16 protein-coding genes are annotated in these 17,106 nt (G+C 43.5%); 11 read left to right on the top strand and 5 right to left on the bottom strand.

Translation table 11 applies throughout. From position 1 onward, the window contains the following. Positions 1 to 65: 65 nt before the first annotated feature. Both I6E86_RS05965 and I6E86_RS05960 read left to right on the top strand, forming a co-directional pair. Complete coding sequence (locus tag I6E86_RS05965) at positions 66 to 299, top strand: ECs_2282 family putative zinc-binding protein (RefSeq protein ID WP_197176124.1); 234 nt, start codon at positions 66 to 68, stop codon at positions 297 to 299. Then, positions 296 to 769, top strand: coding sequence for a hypothetical protein (locus I6E86_RS05960; protein ID WP_197176123.1), 474 nt, complete (start codon positions 296 to 298; stop codon positions 767 to 769). The genes I6E86_RS05965 and I6E86_RS05960 overlap by 4 nt, the downstream gene beginning before the upstream one ends. A 234-nt stretch (positions 770 to 1,003) precedes the next feature. Here I6E86_RS05960 and I6E86_RS05955 read toward each other — a convergent pair whose 3' ends face one another. From I6E86_RS05955 to I6E86_RS05940, 4 genes are all read right to left on the bottom strand, one after another. Further along, positions 1,004 to 1,816, bottom strand: coding sequence for a MipA/OmpV family protein (locus I6E86_RS05955; protein WP_197176121.1), 813 nt, complete (start codon positions 1,814 to 1,816; stop codon positions 1,004 to 1,006). Positions 1,817 to 1,950: 134 nt separating this feature from the next. Next, positions 1,951 to 3,009 (bottom strand): rhomboid family intramembrane serine protease, encoded by a 1,059-nt coding sequence (locus I6E86_RS05950; protein WP_197176119.1) that lies wholly within the window; start codon positions 3,007 to 3,009, stop codon positions 1,951 to 1,953. A 124-nt stretch (positions 3,010 to 3,133) separates the two neighbouring features. Beyond that, complete coding sequence (locus tag I6E86_RS05945) at positions 3,134 to 4,333, bottom strand: alpha-hydroxy acid oxidase (RefSeq protein ID WP_197176118.1); 1,200 nt, start codon at positions 4,331 to 4,333, stop codon at positions 3,134 to 3,136. A gap of 158 nt (positions 4,334 to 4,491) precedes the next feature. Continuing rightward, a complete protein-coding gene (locus I6E86_RS05940; RefSeq protein WP_197176116.1) occupies positions 4,492 to 4,806 on the bottom strand; it encodes a glutaredoxin family protein in 315 nt (104 codons plus the stop codon). Between the two features lie 317 nt (positions 4,807 to 5,123). Here I6E86_RS05940 and mtgA point away from each other — a divergent pair, with 317 nt between their 5' ends. The 6 genes from mtgA (at position 5,124) to I6E86_RS05910 (ending at position 9,830) form a co-directional block, all read left to right on the top strand. Continuing rightward, positions 5,124 to 5,810: a monofunctional biosynthetic peptidoglycan transglycosylase gene (gene mtgA, locus I6E86_RS05935; protein ID WP_197176114.1), complete on the top strand. Its 687-nt coding sequence runs from the start codon at positions 5,124 to 5,126 to the stop codon at positions 5,808 to 5,810. 92 nt (positions 5,811 to 5,902) lie between these two features. After that, positions 5,903 to 8,164, top strand: a complete 2,262-nt coding sequence (gene ppk1, locus I6E86_RS05930; RefSeq protein WP_197176112.1) for a polyphosphate kinase 1 — start codon at positions 5,903 to 5,905, stop codon at positions 8,162 to 8,164. Between the two features lie 261 nt (positions 8,165 to 8,425). After that, a complete protein-coding gene (locus I6E86_RS05925; RefSeq protein WP_197176109.1) occupies positions 8,426 to 8,596 on the top strand; it encodes a hypothetical protein in 171 nt (56 codons plus the stop codon). Between the two features lie 82 nt (positions 8,597 to 8,678). Beyond that, positions 8,679 to 8,927 carry a hypothetical protein gene (locus tag I6E86_RS05920; protein ID WP_197176108.1) on the top strand — a complete coding sequence of 83 codons (249 nt, stop codon included), beginning with the start codon at positions 8,679 to 8,681 and terminating at the stop codon, positions 8,925 to 8,927. A 305-nt stretch (positions 8,928 to 9,232) separates the two neighbouring features. Then, a complete protein-coding gene (locus tag I6E86_RS05915; RefSeq protein WP_197176107.1) occupies positions 9,233 to 9,526 on the top strand; it encodes a hypothetical protein in 294 nt (97 codons plus the stop codon). 103 nt (positions 9,527 to 9,629) lie between these two features. Further along, positions 9,630 to 9,830, top strand: a complete 201-nt coding sequence (locus I6E86_RS05910) for a hypothetical protein (RefSeq protein WP_197176106.1) — start codon at positions 9,630 to 9,632, stop codon at positions 9,828 to 9,830. A 181-nt stretch (positions 9,831 to 10,011) separates the two neighbouring features. Here the strand turns inward: I6E86_RS05910 and I6E86_RS05905 are convergent, their stop codons facing one another. After that, positions 10,012 to 10,698, bottom strand: a complete 687-nt coding sequence (locus tag I6E86_RS05905; protein ID WP_197176105.1) for a tRNA-(ms[2]io[6]A)-hydroxylase — start codon at positions 10,696 to 10,698, stop codon at positions 10,012 to 10,014. Positions 10,699 to 11,336: 638 nt separating this feature from the next. Between I6E86_RS05905 and I6E86_RS05900 the strand changes: the two genes are divergently transcribed. The 3 genes from I6E86_RS05900 (at position 11,337) to I6E86_RS05890 (ending at position 17,006) form a co-directional block, all read left to right on the top strand. Then, on the top strand, positions 11,337 to 13,535 hold the full coding sequence (locus I6E86_RS05900; protein WP_197176104.1) for a malate synthase G: 2,199 nt from the start codon (positions 11,337 to 11,339) through the stop codon (positions 13,533 to 13,535). A 615-nt stretch (positions 13,536 to 14,150) separates the two neighbouring features. After that, entirely contained in the window at positions 14,151 to 15,179 is a 1,029-nt protein-coding gene (locus tag I6E86_RS05895) for a porin (RefSeq protein WP_197176103.1), read from the top strand. Between the two features lie 192 nt (positions 15,180 to 15,371). Continuing rightward, complete coding sequence (locus I6E86_RS05890) at positions 15,372 to 17,006, top strand: CTP synthase (protein WP_197176102.1); 1,635 nt, start codon at positions 15,372 to 15,374, stop codon at positions 17,004 to 17,006. Positions 17,007 to 17,106: the final 100 nt, after the last annotated feature.

Genomic DNA, 17,106 nt, shown 5'->3' with positions numbered 1-17,106 from the left:
CTAAGTATATGATATAAATGCTAGTATCCTAGAAAGGCTGATTATTACACCAATAAGGAATTAAGATGGCTAAAACTGATCGTATAGAAATACAATGTCCTCAATGTGGGCATAATGAGTTTGAGTATCCAGAGAACTTACAAGATAATGATTTTGTTAAGTGCAATAATTGTCACTTTGAAATCATGTTAGCTGATTTAAAAGAAGTAGGTTTTGAGCAGGCGAAAGATGTAGCCATACCTGAAGCGAAAGCAGAAGCTGAGAAAATATTCAAAAATTTATTTAAGGGCTTCAAATGAGCAAATTTGAAGTTTTAAGTCTAATTATCTCTATTTTAGCAGCAATAATTTCAACTATTTCCTTAGTTCGTACAAGAGAGCTAGCTAAGGAACAATTAGAGCTTGAAAAAGTAACAGCGGAGTTGTCTAGGCTTCAAATAGAAAGTATTACTGAGCAAAAAACAGAAAAAACGAAGCCTAAGTTTAATGTGAGCCTGACTAAGTTAGGAAAGGCTTATAATTTCTATATTTCTAATACAGGACAAGGTAGTGGATATAATGTTAATTTTGAATTGATTGACTGCGAAGACAGTCCTCTATTTACCTCCGAGCTAATGGAAATATTTCCTTATCAAGAAATGAAACCGAGTTCAAGAATTAAGCTCTTAGCCTCCCTACATATGAATAGTCCTAGCAAATATCAATCTAGAATAAGTTGGGAAGACGAAAGTGGAAAAAAGCATGATGAGATATTTTGGACTTCTCTATAGTAATTACTATTATGCACTTCTTTCAAATTAATTTTCCTTACATACAAGTTTGAATCAGCACATAAATTTTGCATTAATACTAATTCAGAATAGCGTAGAGTGAGGACCAGGCACATGTTGCAAGAGCTATATATTTTATCGGTGCGCTAGGCGCACCCTACAATTAAAGTTGTAAAAAAAGACCTTACTACATTACGCAGTAAGGTCTTTTTTTTATCAAAAATCTAATCTTAACTAGAACTTATAAAGCAAACCAAGCGTGGTCGTTGACTCAGTACGTGAGTCGACCATTGGGCTATCGTATTGCTCATTTGGTACATAGCTTAGGCTTTGATTGGCAAACCCTGCCCAGCGCTTATTGAAATCATAGTTGGCACTGATGTTCACATAAGGGTTCAAGCTTGAGTTGGATTTATAAGCGGCAACGCCTGTTTCTGCCGACTCTTTTTCACTGACGCCATAATAGTATTCGTTGTAGTCAGCATCATGATACTCAAAACCAATGCTTGGATAGACGGTGAGCTTGTCGTTGGTGATTCTGGCAAGATACGTCAAGCGAGCCGTGTTACCGCCGCTACGATCGAGCACGTCTGTACCTATCTGCGCGCGAAAGCCACCAATAGGGGTGCGGCGTTGATAGCTCAGACCTGCCTCTGCTGATGCCTTACGCTCATCAAGCCCTTGAAGCGCACCATTGGCATCATCAGGATCGAACTCAGAACCCGCAAGCTTGGCATAGGCAGACAACTGATTGACGCCATCATTGATCGCATAGACACCGGCTTGAGCACCGCGCAGATAAACTCGATTGTTGTCATAAAATGCCCCTGGCAGCACACGCACTTCAGTGTTGTCTTCAAGATCGTAGGCTGAGTTGACTGCCATGACATTGACCCCAACACTGAACTCAGCGTCCTTGTCAGTCGGTAAGTTTTCATTAAAAAGTGCGGCGTTAGACAAGCTAGCGACACTAAATAGAGCAGTAGCGGTTAACGCACTAAACATAGTACGTGTAGTGATGTTAGGGAGCGCGGCAAGATTTAACATAATTGGGTCTCGTGAGTGAGTATAGATAACTGAGTGAGGCGATTGGGAAAAACGTGTTCAAAATAGGAAGTAATAAAACGAATCAGTATGCGGTTTTCGGCAGCTATATAGCAATGATAGATAACTATGAGCATTTACTCAATGGCTTTTAGTACTTGTAGGATTTGCTGATGAATATCTTGCCACCACCAGACAAAGCCAATGCTGATAAGCAGCGTCACAATCCAAGGCAGTAGCTGCCAAATAAAAGAGGCTTTCTTCAGTGCTTTGGGTTTAATACTACTATTATGAGCCGCGCTATTATCTAACGATGAATGGATATCAGTCACGCTGTTGGCAGTATCACGATGCGTATTTGGAGTATTCAGATCATGGTCGTTAAACGCAGTATCTTGCTCGGTTGAATTGGTACCAAGGTGAGGCGACTGGTCATTATGTTCGGCATCATAATGCCCTTGATTGTTAAGTTGATCGCTATACTGGCCACTATATTGACTACTATACTGATAGCTGGTTTGATAAGGATTGAAATTACGCTGCTGAATCGCCGCGTTTTGCAGAGCAACGGCTAGACGCTGACGGTAACCAATCGCAAAAGCCAAGGCAATCACGAGCCCAGTGATTGCGCCGCCGATATGACCGGCATTATCAATCCCTGGTACAGCAAAACCATAAACCAAGTTAATGCCCATGATGAATATCAGGCTTTTGAGATTCAGCACCATGCCATTGACCGATATCTTGAATAGTGCCGCGATTAATAATGCTGCGCCAATACCCATGATGCCGCCTGACGCGCCAGCTGATATACCAGGCTGTCCGGTACCTGCGATGATATCCTGCCACGTAACATAGCTGTTGAGTAAGTTACCACCGATTGCCGCCAGTAAAAATAACGCCAAAAACTTGGCTGAGCCAAACATCGGCTCGGCAATCTGCCCAAAAAAATACATCGCAAAGCCATTAAACAATAAGTGCATGAGACCAATGTGCAAAAACGCACTGCTGACCAATCGCCAAGGTTGCTCCTGCATGGTGTAAGGCAATGCATTCGCGCCCCAGTTTAGCAGCGACTCCGTTGAGGGATTATTGGCATCGACGCCTGTCAGTATCTGCATGATGAATAACCCAATAAAACTGGCTAATAGCAGGGTAGTGATAGGGGCTGTCTTTAATAATTGTTGAATGGTCATAAAAGCGAGATATCATTAGAATGTTATCAATACAGTATAAAGGGTATGGTCAGATAATGTCATACATCTGCATGACATTATGAGTTAAGGAGTAGTGTTCTTGATAGTTTTTTTAATGACAGTCTTAACGATGAGTAACGTTGAGGTTCTCATAAGTACCTTTTATCAAGATGTCCTCTTTGACCTTATTGATATCGGTATGTCCGCAGAAGGCCATCGATATATCACACTCTTTATAGAGGATCTCAAGCGCACGGCGTACCCCATCTTCACCATAAGCGCCCAGTCCATATAGGAAGGCGCGACCAATCATGGTGCCTTTTGCTCCCAGTGCCATGGCTTTTAGCACATCTTGACCAGAGCGAATACCACTGTCTAACCACACCTCGATATCGCTATCCTCAGCCTGGACGGCTTGTACAATGTCCGACAGCGCAGAGATAGAGGAGGGCGCGCCATCTAATTGACGCCCGCCATGGTTAGAGACCACCAAGGCATCGGCACCGCTACGGGCAGCCATGATGGCATCTTCAGGATCCATAATACCTTTGACAATGAGCTTACCGCCCCACATGTCTTTGATACGTGCGACATCATCCCAGCTCAACCGTGGATCAAATTGCTCCTCTGTCCACGAGCTCAATGAGGACAAATCCTTAACGCCTTTGGCATGACCGACGATATTACCAAAGCTGCGGCGTTTGGTGCCGAGCATATTCATGCACCATTGCGGCTTGGTCATTAGGTTGATGATGTTGGTCAGCGTTGGCTTAGGCGGTGCAGATAAGCCATTTTTGATGTCCTTATGGCGTTGGCCCATGACCTGCAAGTCGGCAGTAAGGATGAGCGCAGAACAATTGGCGTCTTTTGCCCGTTGAATCAGATTGGCCATATAGTCTTGATCGCGCATCACATACAGCTGAAACCAAAATGGCGCACTGGTATGGGTGGCAACATCTTCGATAGAGCAGATGCTCATGGTTGATAGCGAGAAGGGTACGCCGAATTTTTCAGCTGCTCGCGCCGCATGAATCTCGCCATCTGCCCACATCATACCAGTAAATCCAGTGGGGGCAATGGCGACTGGCATCTTGACAGATTCACCAATCATTTGTGTCGCCAGACTGCGATTGTCCATATCGACCAATACCCGCTGTCGCAGTTTGATACGGTCAAAGTCGGTTTCGTTACTGCGATAGGTGGTCTCAGTCCATGAGCCTGAATCGACATAATCATAAAACATACGCGGCACTTTACGCTCAGCGACACGGCGTAAGTCTTCAATTTCTGTGATATTTTTTAAGACAGGTTTTAATGCTTCCATGATTTGTCACCACCTCGTCATTGTAATAGGACATCTTTATTATATAGTCGAACCACTCTTAAAGTGTTAGGGCGTTAGACTCGCTTAGCCTACGACTGTAGTACTTGCGCTCGTCTGCCTTGTACTATTTTTAACATTGATTGACTATAAGGTTGATATTATTGAGTGAGCAGCTGCTGCAAATCCATGACCGAAAACGGATAGTTTAAGCGCTTTGAGGGTGTCAAAATCACAGGAATGGTCGTGGCAAATGCCATCATCAGCGTCTCATCAAAGTCTGCAATATCGACTTTTTGATAGCTAATCGGTTGTACCGCCTGAAACTGGGTGATTATTTGCTCAGCGATGTCACATAAATGACAGCCTGATGTGCCCAGTAGCCACCAATGCTTGCTATTCTCAGTGGTGCCGAGGCTGGCATTGGTTGCAATAATCTGTGCCCGTAGTGCATCTATATTATTATCATCGTGCATGACTATTCTCTCATCTTAATATTCTCTTATATCAAAATTCTTTTATTCCGATATCTGCTTAATATCCGTCCCAAAGCGCTTGGTGTCAATAGGTATTGATTCACCACTGATCGCAGATCTTGCTCTCAACGTACTTTAACGAATTCTGGGCTTATTACATCATAAAGAAGTGGGGTAAATAATGACAGCGATTGTGAGATTAGGTAAGATGACCTGCTGTTGGTGATTACTGATGACGGGCTTAGGGTCACGGATTCACACTTGCCAACAGGTCACCTATTTTAGCTTATTACTTTTTAACCAATCGGATATCGCGCATGACAAGTTTTGGCACATTCATCAAACGACTGTTATTAGCACTTATGTTGTTGGTCGTCGCCTTCCATATATTGGTCGTTGGACTGCTATTGATTTGGAAAACGCAGCCGATTAATAACAGCATGTTTATGTTGACCCATCGCCTCACAGGCGGCACGGTCACGCAGACGTGGGCTGAGTACGATGCTATCGCCAAGTCTGCTAAGCAAGCGGCGATTGTGAGTGAGGATTCGACGTTTAGTCAGCATAATGGCTTTGATTTTAAAGGTATTCAGGCGGCACAAAAGAAAAATGAGGAATCGGGAAAAAAGTCTGCTGGTGGCTCAACGATTACCCAACAATTGGCAAAAAACTTGTTTTTGACCTCGCATCGCTCTTATGTGCGTAAAGCGGAAGAGGCAGTGATTACCGTGATGATTGAGACGCTGTGGGACAAGCAGCGCATCATGACCGCTTATCTCAATGTGGCCGAGTTTGGTAACGGTATCTATGGGATCGATGCAGCGGCGCACCACTATTTTGACAAGTCTGCGGCCAATCTGAATCGAGATGAGTCAGCACTACTGATTGCGATGCTGACCAATCCCAAGTACTACCAAGACAATCAAGGCGACAAAGCCCTACGTAACAAGCAGCGCATTATCAAAAAACGCATGAAAAACGCGGTATTGCCGCAAGCGTCTTAGGGCGTCCTGCTATGCCATACCCGTTTAGATAGATGATGAAATATAAGATGATGGTGTATCGATAACGCAAAAGGAGTAGTGAGGTGATAGAGATGACTAACAATCAGAATAATAATGACGATACTAATGAGATGATTGATATGAATAGTGTTGATGACAGGGCTAACATCCTTATAGATGCTGACAGTAATACAGACAGCCCAATCGACATTCGAATCGACAGTCATCAGGTTAATTTGGCCGAAATCGACTGGCAACGCTCAGAAGATGGCAATTACTCGGCTAATAGCTATATCAATCGCGATTTGTCTTTATTGCAGTTTCACCTTCGTGTCTTAGCGCAAGCAGCCAGTCCTCGCCATCCACTGTTAGAGCGTTTGTTTTTCCTGATTATTTTTTCATCCAACCTCGATGAGTTTTTTGAGATTCGTGTTGCGGGTATCATGCAAAAGCTCAATATCGCTGATGTCTCCACTAGTGCTCATGGTATGCGCCCTAGCGAAGTGTTGAACGAGATATCTGCCATCACTCATGAGGCGATCAGTGAGCAGTATCGTATTTTGAATGAAGATATTCTGCCGGCCCTTGCACTTGAAGATATTCGCTACCTAAAACGCGAAGAGCTCAACGCGAAGCAGTCTGCATGGATGAAGCGTTATTTTACCGAGCAAGTATTGCCAGTATTGACACCGATCAGTATCGATCCGGCGCATCCGTTTCCTAGACTGGTCAATAAGAGCCTAAACTTCATCGCCACGTTGGAGGGCAAAGATGCCTTTGGACGTGATATTAATTTGGCGATTGTCCCTGCGCCTCGTAGTCTGCCGCGCGTGATCCGCCTGCCAGATGAGTTGACGGGTGGCAAAGAGCATCATGTCATGCTATCTGCGATCATTCATGAGCACATCGGTGAGTTGTTTCCTGGCATGAGTGTAACGGGTTGTCACCAATTTAGGCTGACGCGTAATGCCGATTTGGATTTGGCAGATGATGTTGAGGACATTGCCAAGGCATTAGAGGGCGAGCTTGAAAACCGCCGCTTCGGTGACAAAGTACGTCTAGAGGTCACTACCAATTGCCCTGCGCACATCAGTGACTACTTGCTCAATGAGTTTGAGCTGCATGCCAATCAGTTGTACCGTGTCAATGGTCCTGTCAATCTGACGCGCCTGTTGTTTGATTTTAATATTCCAAAGCTGCGCTATCAGCCATTTACACATATCTTGCCAAAAGCATTTCGCCGAGAAATGGACAAATCAGACAAGTCGACCAGTATGTTTGCTGCCATGCGCAAAAGCGACGTGCTGGTTCATCATCCTTTTCATTCATTTTCGCCCATTATTAATTTACTATGGCAGGCTGCCAGCGATCCTAAAGTCTTGGCAATCAAACAGACGTTATATCGCTCAGGTACCAATTCAGAAATCGTCAAGGCACTGGCTGCTGCTGCCCGCAATGGCAAAGAAGTCACGGCGGTTATCGAGCTGCGTGCGCGTTTCGATGAGGCGTCCAATATCGCTGTTGCCAACTATTTACAAGAGGCTGGTGCGGTCGTGGTTTATGGTATCGTGGGTTATAAAACTCATGCCAAGCTTATGTTGATCGTGCGCCGCGAGGACGACCGAATCCATCGTTACGTGCATCTGGGCACAGGTAACTATCATGCGGCCAATGCCAAGGTCTATACTGATTATGGTTTGTTTAGTGCAGATCCTGACATCTCAGAAGACGTTCATAAGATTTTCCAAGAGCTGACGGGCATGGGTAAGCCTGCCAACCTCAAAAAACTGCTACATGCGCCGTTTACACTGCACGAGAAGTTGATGAGCTTTATCGATGATGAAATCGCTCATGCCAAAGCAGGCAAGCGCGCTCATATTATTATTAAAGCCAACGCACTCACTGAGCGTCGCCTGATTGATAAGTTATATGATGCCTCGCAAGCAGGCGTCACCATTGAGCTGATACTACGCTCTATGTGTTGCTTACGTCCGCAAGTAAAAGGCCTGTCGGAAAACATCACGGTACGTTCTGTCATCGGGCGCTTCTTAGAGCATACGCGCATCTATTATTTCTACAATGGTGGCGATGAGCGTCTGTATTGTGGTAGTGCCGACTGGATGGATCGTAACTTATTCCACCGAGTAGAAGTGGCCTTCCCAATTGAAAACAAAAAACTGTTTAAACAGATTTACCAAGATGGGTTGCTCAATTACCTGAAAGACAATACGCAAGCGTGGGCACTCGATGGTACGGGCGTTTGGCAGCAGTTACAGCCAGCAGCAGGCGAGGAGTCACATGTTGCCCAAGAGTATTTATTAAAAACGATTAATCGTGTTGAAGAGTCTAGCTAACCTGCATCAGTGTTTTTAGCGAACGATTGACTATCTAACCAAGCACTGGTGAATACTGGTGCTTGGTTTTTTTGTGCTAACAAATTGCAAAAGTTACAAACTGTCTTGTAACCTCACATATATTCACACATTGATACGGCAGCACACTGGTACATGACGCAATATCCTACTTATAATTGATGTCACTACTAGCGTTGGTCAATACGAATCAGCTAACGCAGCAAGACTGACAAAACCAATTATAAAACTAGGAATGAGATCATGAGTACCACTAATAACGACACGTCAGATATCAAGAAAGCCGCTGAACAAGTAAATGGCCAAGAAGTCGAAAAAAATCTGAAAGAGAATAAAGACGTTGATGCCCCTGAGCAGCTTAGTGATGCTGAGCAGACCTCTTTTATTAACGATGAGCTACGCACAGATAAATAAGCATTCGAACGACATAACAAAAACGTAGAGTTAAAATACCTAACCAAACGCGTACAACTAATAATAATGCGAAGGAGACGCTATGACTATTAACGAACAGACAGACACTGAAGAAAAAGTGATGGTGGACGATCCAGCAGCTGTTGTGACAGAAAATCCGGAAGGCAGCTACGCGGGGCGTAAGCATAAGCCGGAAATAGATGGCCCTGAACAGGAATCACAAGAGACTGATGAAGTCTATGCCGATCCACGTAAACAAGAGAACCTCCCTGCTGGCGGTAAAGATGTCAGTGAATTGAACGCTTACGATCTAAGTCAAAAAAATAACTAACAGATGTTAGGGCGTGTTGAACATTCAAATATTAGGGCTGCTGATTGTTAAAATTGCACCAAACTAGGCGCAAACCGACGATAATGTCGAGACCTTAGCTAGGTTTGTAACAACGTTTTGGGTGATTTTAGCATCAGCCTTTCAGGGCAGTACTATTTTTTGCCAATCTATGGCGAAATTGTTTAACCTAGAATGACTAGGCTTCAAAAATTTCACTGCATATTGTCTAAAAAATAGTCACTGCCAGCACCACATTTGAATGTTCAACATGCCTTAATCGACAAAAAAAATATAAGGGTACTGTTATGAAGCCGTATGAAAATGCAGATAATGAGAGCGCAGAAAAATATACCACTACCAATAAAGGCACGGAGACATTTGAAGCTGGCATCGTAGGTTCAGAGCATGTGAATAAGAATGATGACCCTGCTCGCCAGCCTGACCGCCGTGACCAGCCAGGTAACGGTTTTGATGATAATATCAATGAAGAGACAGTTGGCAACGTATCGCCTAAAAGTAACGAAATTAATGATCTAAATCGTTATGCTACTGTTGATAATGCACAAAGTCGTACACTGAATACCGACCTAAAAGACTAACAAAATTCTTAATAGTAGACAGTAGAGCAACTCATTGATAATCAATCATGTCAGTTATTAACGACAATGAAAATAAAGTTCGACCAGACAGCAAGGAATGCCAATGAAGACGCAACAAGACAAAGATGACAGCACTGATTACAAACTAAAAGATTCGAACGACAATCATGGCATTGTACCTGATGATGCCTTGCAAAAAGTAAATCCAGCAGCGGCAGAAACAGCCACTGATGACCACGATCCGCATAATATTGCAAAAGACCACAAGCAGTATGACAGTACTTTAATGGAAGATGATAAGTAGGGTTTTAAATATGTTGATAGCGATTATATATAGTTATCAACAAAAAGGTACTGCGTTTGATAGAGGTTCTATACTCCTATCAAACGCAGTGCCTTTTTGTTGTCTTTACTATTTTTTTCTCTACTTCTCATAGCTAAAACAGCTATAAAAAGTAGTTATATACAAGATATAGAAAGCTTTTTTAGGCAGGTGTGCCGCTATGAAAGCGTAACTCAGTGTCAGGACTGCTTATCAAATCAGCCTCTACGTCTTTGAAGAACGCAACTCGTTCATCAATATTCTCGTCCGATAATGATTGAGCCAGCGCGAGATAATCCTCGAAATGACGGCTCTCTGATTTGAGCAGGTAGCGGTAGTATTTTGCCAGACGCTCATCATTGATGACCTCGGCCAATGCAGCAAAGCGCTCGCAAGAACGCGCTTCAATAAATGCCCCAATAATCAATACGTCGACCATCGCTGCAGGCTCATAAGTACGCTTGTGTTTTAGCATGCCTTTGGCGTAGCGACCAGCACCTAGATATGCCCAGTCTTGCCCGCGCTCATTCATGATACCTAGCACTTGCTCATAGTGCAGCATCTCCTCACGTACGAGCTGCGCCAACTTACGCTGCAAATCATAAGAAAACTCATAACGAAACATCAAGTTCATGGCAGTACCAGCGGCCTTTTTTTCGCAGTTGGCATGGTCTTGAATAATCATCGGCAGGTTTTCCATCGCAGCATCTACCCATGCTTGTGTGGTTCTAGCACCTAAGAAATTATAAACAGGGGATAAATCGACTTTGATAGGCGTGCGTAGATGCGTGATATCGATGCTGTCTTCTGTCGTATCGTCAGAATGGATAGTGTCTATTGATGATTGCATGAGGGAAGAATCTTGCTGATTTATAGTCATAGTTTAAAGGGGCTTTGTTTATGAATGAAGGTTTTATCATCGTTTGGAGGATTATATTACTTATATAATCATATGACAAAGGCAGTTGATAGGGCTTAGGTATGCGCGTCATCGACCTATGTGTTCAATAGATGGCTTTTGTTTCTAGTTGGCTGTATCGGCCTAACAAGTGGGCGTGAAGTTTGCTCGATCATATGCCAAATGGTGGTTATAGCGCCTAGCGCTTACGAGCTATACAGTATCATTATTATACAACCCCAACATTTACTTAATAAATGGCGATTCCTTGTTTATTTTATTATTTGATAGTAGGATAATATTTTACGCTCTAGGGCATCTGTCTTATGAGTAAGCATTATTGAGCAGTCGATAACCACTGTCTGATAGCAGAGAGTATATCAATTGCCAATAGGCTATCAAAATATAAGATGTATAAAAATGCCTTATATAAAGGCTGTTAAAGTTATTGCTACTATGCTGATTAGACACCATAAAATTGAACAGATACCATAAAAATAGCCGTCAAATAGTGTATACGTTACTATTATAACTTCGCTATGGTAGCAGTTGAACACTACGACACTTCACGAATAGATAAGGATCACAACATGGGCCAGTCTTCTAACGCCAATCGCATTCAAAAAGGCATCCTTGCCATCGACCAGCAGTTATATGACTTTATTGAAAATGAAGTGCTACCAAAGGTCGGTTTTGATTCAGACAAATATTGGTCAGGTTTTGAGAAGGTCATTAAAGAATTTACGCCGCGTAATAAAGCACTGCTTGCGACTCGTGACACCATTCAAGCACAAATTGATCAGTGGCATTTGGATAACCCTGCAAAAGAAGGCACTATCGATTACCCAGCCTATAAGGCATTTTTGCAAGAAATTGGCTATCTGTTACCAGAAGGCGAGGACTTTACGGTCACTACCGAAAACGTAGATGACGAGGTGGCTCTGATTGCAGGACCGCAGTTGGTTGTACCGGTACGTAATGCTCGCTATGCACTGAACGCGACCAATGCCCGTTGGGGTAGCTTATACGATGCCTTATATGGCACCGATGTCATCAGTAATGACAATGGTCAAGAGGCGACAGGTGGCTATAATCCGACTCGCGGTGCTGCGGTTGTGGCATATGCCAAAGCGTTTTTGGATGAGCATTTTGCACTAGCATCAGGGTCATACAATGATGTGACTGGCTTTAAAGTGGTCGATGGCAAGCTTGAGATCGTACAAGGCGATAGCAGCACCGCGCTAAAAGACAATAGCAAGTTTGTCGGTTTCGTTGGAGACGCTGAGCATCCTACGGGCGTACTACTAAAGAATAACGGCTTACATGCTGAGATTCAAATCGATAGCGACCATCCGGTAGGCAAAGACGATCCAGCCCATATCAAAGACGTCTTGCTTGAATCAGCCATGACAGCGATTCAAGATTGTGAAGACTCAGTGGCTGCGGTAGATGCAGAAGAAAAAGTAGAAGTCTATCGTAACTGGCTTGGCTTGATGAACAGCGATCTACAAGAAACCTTTGAAAAAGGTGGCAAAACGCGTACTCGTAAACAAAATCCAGACCGCGAATACACCACGCCAGATGGCGGCAAGCTGATTTTACCTGGCCGCTCGTTACTACTCATTCGTAACGTTGGTCACTTGATGCAAAACCCAGCAATTTTGGTGGATTTGGGTCATGGTCAAGAGCCAATATTTGAAGGCTTAATGGATGGTCTGATTACGCCGCTATTGACGCTTAATGATCTCAAAGGTAAAAACGAGCTATCGAACTCACGTAAAGGCTCAATGTATATCGTGAAGCCAAAAATGCATGGCCCTGAAGAAGTCAAAATTGCCAATGATTTGTTCAATGCTTCAGAAGATCTGCTAGGTCTAGAACGCAACGCACTCAAAATCGGCATCATGGACGAAGAGCGCCGCATGACGGTCAACCTAAAAGAGGCGATTCGCCAAGCAAAAGAGCGCGTTATCTTTATTAACACCGGCTTTTTGGATCGTACTGGTGATGAGATGCATACCAGCATGAATGCAGGCCCGTTCGTGCTAAAGGGTGAGATGAAATCGCAAGCATGGCAGCCCGCTTACGAGCAGTGGAACGTCGATATCGGTTTAGAGACAGGTCTGCAAGGCCGCGCCCAAATCGGCAAAGGCATGTGGGCAAAGCCGGACGAGATGAAAGAGATGATGGACACCAAAGCGGCGCATCCGAAGTCAGGTGCCAGTACCGCATGGGTACCTTCACCAACAGGGGCAACGCTGCATAGCATACACTATCATCAAGTCAATGTGGCTGACGTTCAGGACAATTTAAAATCACGCCAGCGCGCAAGCCTAGATGATATTTTGACCATTCCATTGGCAAAAAACACCAACTGGACGGATGAGGAAAAACAGCAAGAGCTTGACAATAATGCACAGGGTATCTTGGGTTACGTCGTGCGCTGGGTGAACCAAGGTGTTGGTTGCTCTAAAGTGCCTGATATCGACGACGTCGGTCTCATGGAGGATCGTGCAACGCTACGCATCTCTAGCCAGCATATCGCCAACTGGTTGCACCACAGCGTGGTGAGCGAGCAGCAAGTGATGGATACGATGAAACGTATGGCAAAGGTCGTTGATGAGCAAAATGCAGGCGATGATGAGTATCAACCGATGTCAGATGACTTAGACGGCTCTTATGCGTTTAAAGCAGCCTGCGATTTGGTCTTTAAAGGTCGCGAACAGCCTAGCGGTTACACTGAGCCATTGTTACATCAAGCGCGCTTAGATCTAAAGAAAAACGCTTAAAATGATAGATTGAGTATCATCTTTTAGGCAGACTTAAGCAAGTGAGCAAGATGATATATTATCCTATCTTGCTCGTTTGTGACTGTCATATGTAATAAAAATAAGACCATCAATATTTTATGAGCGCTATTTATTTCTATATAAATAGCGCTTTTTTTGGTTAATTACTGGATATTCGTTACTGCTATTTAAGATTGTCAGTAACGATATTAATCAATGTTTTCTGTATCTTATTGAGTCCATAGAAGTTTTTTTAGTGATTGCTCAAATATAATTGAATGTTAGTTATTCGATAATGGATGTATCGAAAAAGCAAAAAAACATGTTGCAAATTATGTCAAAGTTGTTATGCTTGTACTCGAAGTATGAGTTTGGTAACGGATGTTACGCAATGGATTGGTAAAGACGACAGATTACATGGCAGTTACGATATTAATCCCAGTTATGTAAATTATTGTTTTTCATCTTACTGTAATAAATATTCGCCACACTTGTTTCTGACTAATCTCGGTAGCCAGTTACACATTATATCTTTGAGGATTTGTGACGATACCATTATGGGCGCCAGCTAATAATAGCTTGCTCATTACTACAATTGTAAAGTGGAGATACCCCATGAAAAAACTACTTTTAGTTACAGCAATCGCAGCCCTATCTGTATCTGCAGCACAAGCAGCACCTACTATCTATGGTAAAGCTTTTTTAGCGGCTGACTATGTTAATGCTGAGTTTGATGGCCCTACTGGTAACATGTATGATGAAGATACAGTAGAGATTAACTCTCATGCTTCACGTATCGGCTTCAAAGGTTCTGAGGCGATGACTGCTAATACTGATGTTATCTATCGTTTAGAGTATGGCACTAGTCTTGATGGTGATAACGCTACTTTCAGTAACCGTGATACGTATCTTGGTATTAATAACAAGCAGTTCGGTGAGTTCCGTGTTGGTAAAAACCAATCAAGCCTAGCTCGTATTGACAACGTTGTTGTTAACCAAGGTTACTGGGATAACCTAGGTCAAAACAAAAATGAAGGCGAAGTAGTTGCAGCGCTAAACATGGCAGATAGTAACCGTATTGCAAGTTCAATCATTTGGACTGCACCAAAATACGACGGTCTACCATTACAACTGTCTGCAATGTATAGCTCTGATGATGCAAATAACAATGACAATGCAGGCTTCGGTGTAGCAATGTTGTTTGATCAAGGTACTGGCTTCACTGCTGGTGTTGCATACGACAAAGACCAAAACATCAATGGTGATATCATCCGTGGTACAGCGACTGTTGATCTAGGTAAGTACATGGCAGCTCCTGTTACTCTAGGCGCGCTATATCAAGTAGGCGATTATGATTACGGCTCTGAAAAAGAGAAAGGTCTAGTAATTAGCGCTCAAATGGGTCTAAACAACTTTGCTTATCCAGCTGCTGTATATGCACAGTACAACAATACTACCAATCTAGATGGTGATGATAACGCTGATTCAGATCAAATCGTTGTTGGTGGTAAATACATGTATAAAGACAACATAATTGCTCATGCCTATGCTGGCGTAAACAGTGCTGATAATGTTCCATACATGGGTACCAGAGGCGATGCTGATGTAGTGGTAGTTGGTACTGGTCTAGAATACTTATTCTAGTAACAACTAGCATTTGATTCTAAAAAAACTCACCCTTCGGGGTGAGTTTTTTGTTATGTAGCATTTTAATACTAAAAAAATGTTTATCACTGGCACGAAAAAATAAGAGTTTCAGCTAGTTTGCATTTTTGCCCTATATTTTATGGCGTATTTTTAGTAAAATCCTTCTTTACCAATTACCGACAGAGTACTATGACCAAGTTTATATTCGTGACCGGTGGGGTAGTGTCCTCACTAGGAAAAGGTATCACCGCAGCGTCTCTTGCAGCGGTCTTAGAAGCACGTGGCGTGACCGTCACGATGACCAAAATGGATCCGTATATCAACGTTGATCCAGGTACGATGAGCCCGTTTCAGCACGGTGAAGTGTTCGTCACCGAAGATGGCGCAGAGACCGATTTGGATTTGGGTTATTACGAGCGCTTTTTACGCCACTCAAAAATGAGTAAAAGTAATAACTTTACCAGTGGTCGTATCTATCAGAACGTTCTTAATAAAGAACGCCGCGGTGAGTATCTGGGCGGTACGGTACAGGTTATTCCGCATATTACGGATGAGATCAAAAGCAAAATTCTTGCCAGTGGTGAGGGCTATGATATTGCCATTATCGAAATTGGCGGTACGGTTGGTGACATCGAGTCACTGCCATTCATGGAAGCCGTACGTCAGATGCAAGTAGAGCTTGGCCGCAATAGAGCCATGCTCATGCATCTTACTTTAGTGCCTTATATTGCCAGTGCTGGTGAGACCAAAACCAAGCCAACACAGCATTCGGTAAAAGAGCTGCGCTCTATTGGTTTGCAGCCTGATATCTTAATCTGTCGCTCTGATCATCATATCTCACAAGACAACCGTCGTAAGATTGCGCTATTCACCAATGTCGAAGAGCGCGCGGTCATCATGTGTGAAGATGCACAAAGTATCTACCAAATACCGCGTACGCTACACGAGCAAGATCTTGATGATCTCGTCTGTGAGCGTTTCGGTCTTGATGTGCCAGAAGCGGACTTGAGCGATTGGGACAAAGTGGTTGAAGCACAGTTGAATCCGGAAGGAACAGTTACTGTTGCGATGGTCGGCAAATACGTTGAGTTGCCAGATGCTTATAAGTCAATCAATGAAGCATTACTACATGCTGGTATCACTCACAAGGTAGACGTCAAGATTGATTATATCGATGCGGAGCGTCTAGAGAGTGATGATAGCTTATTGGCACAGTTAAACAATGCCAATGCGGTATTAGTGCCAGGTGGTTTTGGCGAACGCGGCACGATGGGTAAGATCAAAGCCATTACTTATGCTCGTGAAAACAACGTGCCATATTTGGGCATTTGTCTCGGTATGCAGTTGGCTGTGATCGAGTATGCCCGTAATGTACTGAACATTAATGCCAACTCTTCTGAATTCGATCGCAAAACGGCCGAGCCTATCATTGGTCTTATCACCGAGTGGTTAGATGAGCGCGGTGAGCTACAGATTCGCAGTGATGATTCAGATCTTGGTGGCACCATGCGTTTAGGCGCACAGCAAGCTGAGCTAGTGTCTGGCAGCAAGCTTAGCCAAATCTATGGCGCAAACAATATCACTGAGCGTCATCGCCATCGCTATGAGATGAATAACCGCTATATCGAGCCGTTAGAGCAAGCAGGGATGACCATCTCTGGTTATTCTGCCAAGCAGCATTTGGTAGAGTCGGTTGAGATTTCTGAGCATCCATGGTTTGTGGCAGTGCAGTTCCATCCTGAATTTACCAGCTCGCCACGCGGTGGTCATCCATTGTTTAACAGCTTTGTAAAAGCGGCGAAAGATAACAGCCAAACTAAATAATCGCTCAGATGTAATGCGCAAGCATTATGACTATCAAAAAAGACTGATCTTCGGATCGGTCTTTTTTTGCTTAGTGTTAAATAATGGCAACTATTCTTTA

The organism is Psychrobacter sp. SWN149 (genome assembly GCF_015864565.1).
Taxonomy (GTDB): Bacteria; Pseudomonadota; Gammaproteobacteria; order Pseudomonadales; family Moraxellaceae; genus Psychrobacter.
Note: the sequence above shows the minus strand (reverse complement) of the source record. Positions and strands in the feature narration are given on the sequence as shown.

Coding starts and splice junctions, on each gene's coding strand:
- I6E86_RS05965 (WP_197176124.1), top strand. CDS start 66: ATGGCTAAAACTGATCGTATAGAAATACAATGTCCTCAATGTGGGCAT.
- I6E86_RS05960 (WP_197176123.1), top strand. CDS start 296: ATGAGCAAATTTGAAGTTTTAAGTCTAATTATCTCTATTTTAGCAGCA.
- I6E86_RS05955 (WP_197176121.1), bottom strand. CDS start 1,816: ATGTTAAATCTTGCCGCGCTCCCTAACATCACTACACGTACTATGTTT.
- I6E86_RS05950 (WP_197176119.1), bottom strand. CDS start 3,009: ATGACCATTCAACAATTATTAAAGACAGCCCCTATCACTACCCTGCTA.
- I6E86_RS05945 (WP_197176118.1), bottom strand. CDS start 4,333: ATGGAAGCATTAAAACCTGTCTTAAAAAATATCACAGAAATTGAAGAC.
- I6E86_RS05940 (WP_197176116.1), bottom strand. CDS start 4,806: ATGCACGATGATAATAATATAGATGCACTACGGGCACAGATTATTGCA.
- mtgA (WP_197176114.1), top strand. CDS start 5,124: ATGACAAGTTTTGGCACATTCATCAAACGACTGTTATTAGCACTTATG.
- ppk1 (WP_197176112.1), top strand. CDS start 5,903: ATGACTAACAATCAGAATAATAATGACGATACTAATGAGATGATTGAT.
- I6E86_RS05925 (WP_197176109.1), top strand. CDS start 8,426: ATGAGTACCACTAATAACGACACGTCAGATATCAAGAAAGCCGCTGAA.
- I6E86_RS05920 (WP_197176108.1), top strand. CDS start 8,679: ATGACTATTAACGAACAGACAGACACTGAAGAAAAAGTGATGGTGGAC.
- I6E86_RS05915 (WP_197176107.1), top strand. CDS start 9,233: ATGAAGCCGTATGAAAATGCAGATAATGAGAGCGCAGAAAAATATACC.
- I6E86_RS05910 (WP_197176106.1), top strand. CDS start 9,630: ATGAAGACGCAACAAGACAAAGATGACAGCACTGATTACAAACTAAAA.
- I6E86_RS05905 (WP_197176105.1), bottom strand. CDS start 10,698: ATGCAATCATCAATAGACACTATCCATTCTGACGATACGACAGAAGAC.
- I6E86_RS05900 (WP_197176104.1), top strand. CDS start 11,337: ATGGGCCAGTCTTCTAACGCCAATCGCATTCAAAAAGGCATCCTTGCC.
- I6E86_RS05895 (WP_197176103.1), top strand. CDS start 14,151: ATGAAAAAACTACTTTTAGTTACAGCAATCGCAGCCCTATCTGTATCT.
- I6E86_RS05890 (WP_197176102.1), top strand. CDS start 15,372: ATGACCAAGTTTATATTCGTGACCGGTGGGGTAGTGTCCTCACTAGGA.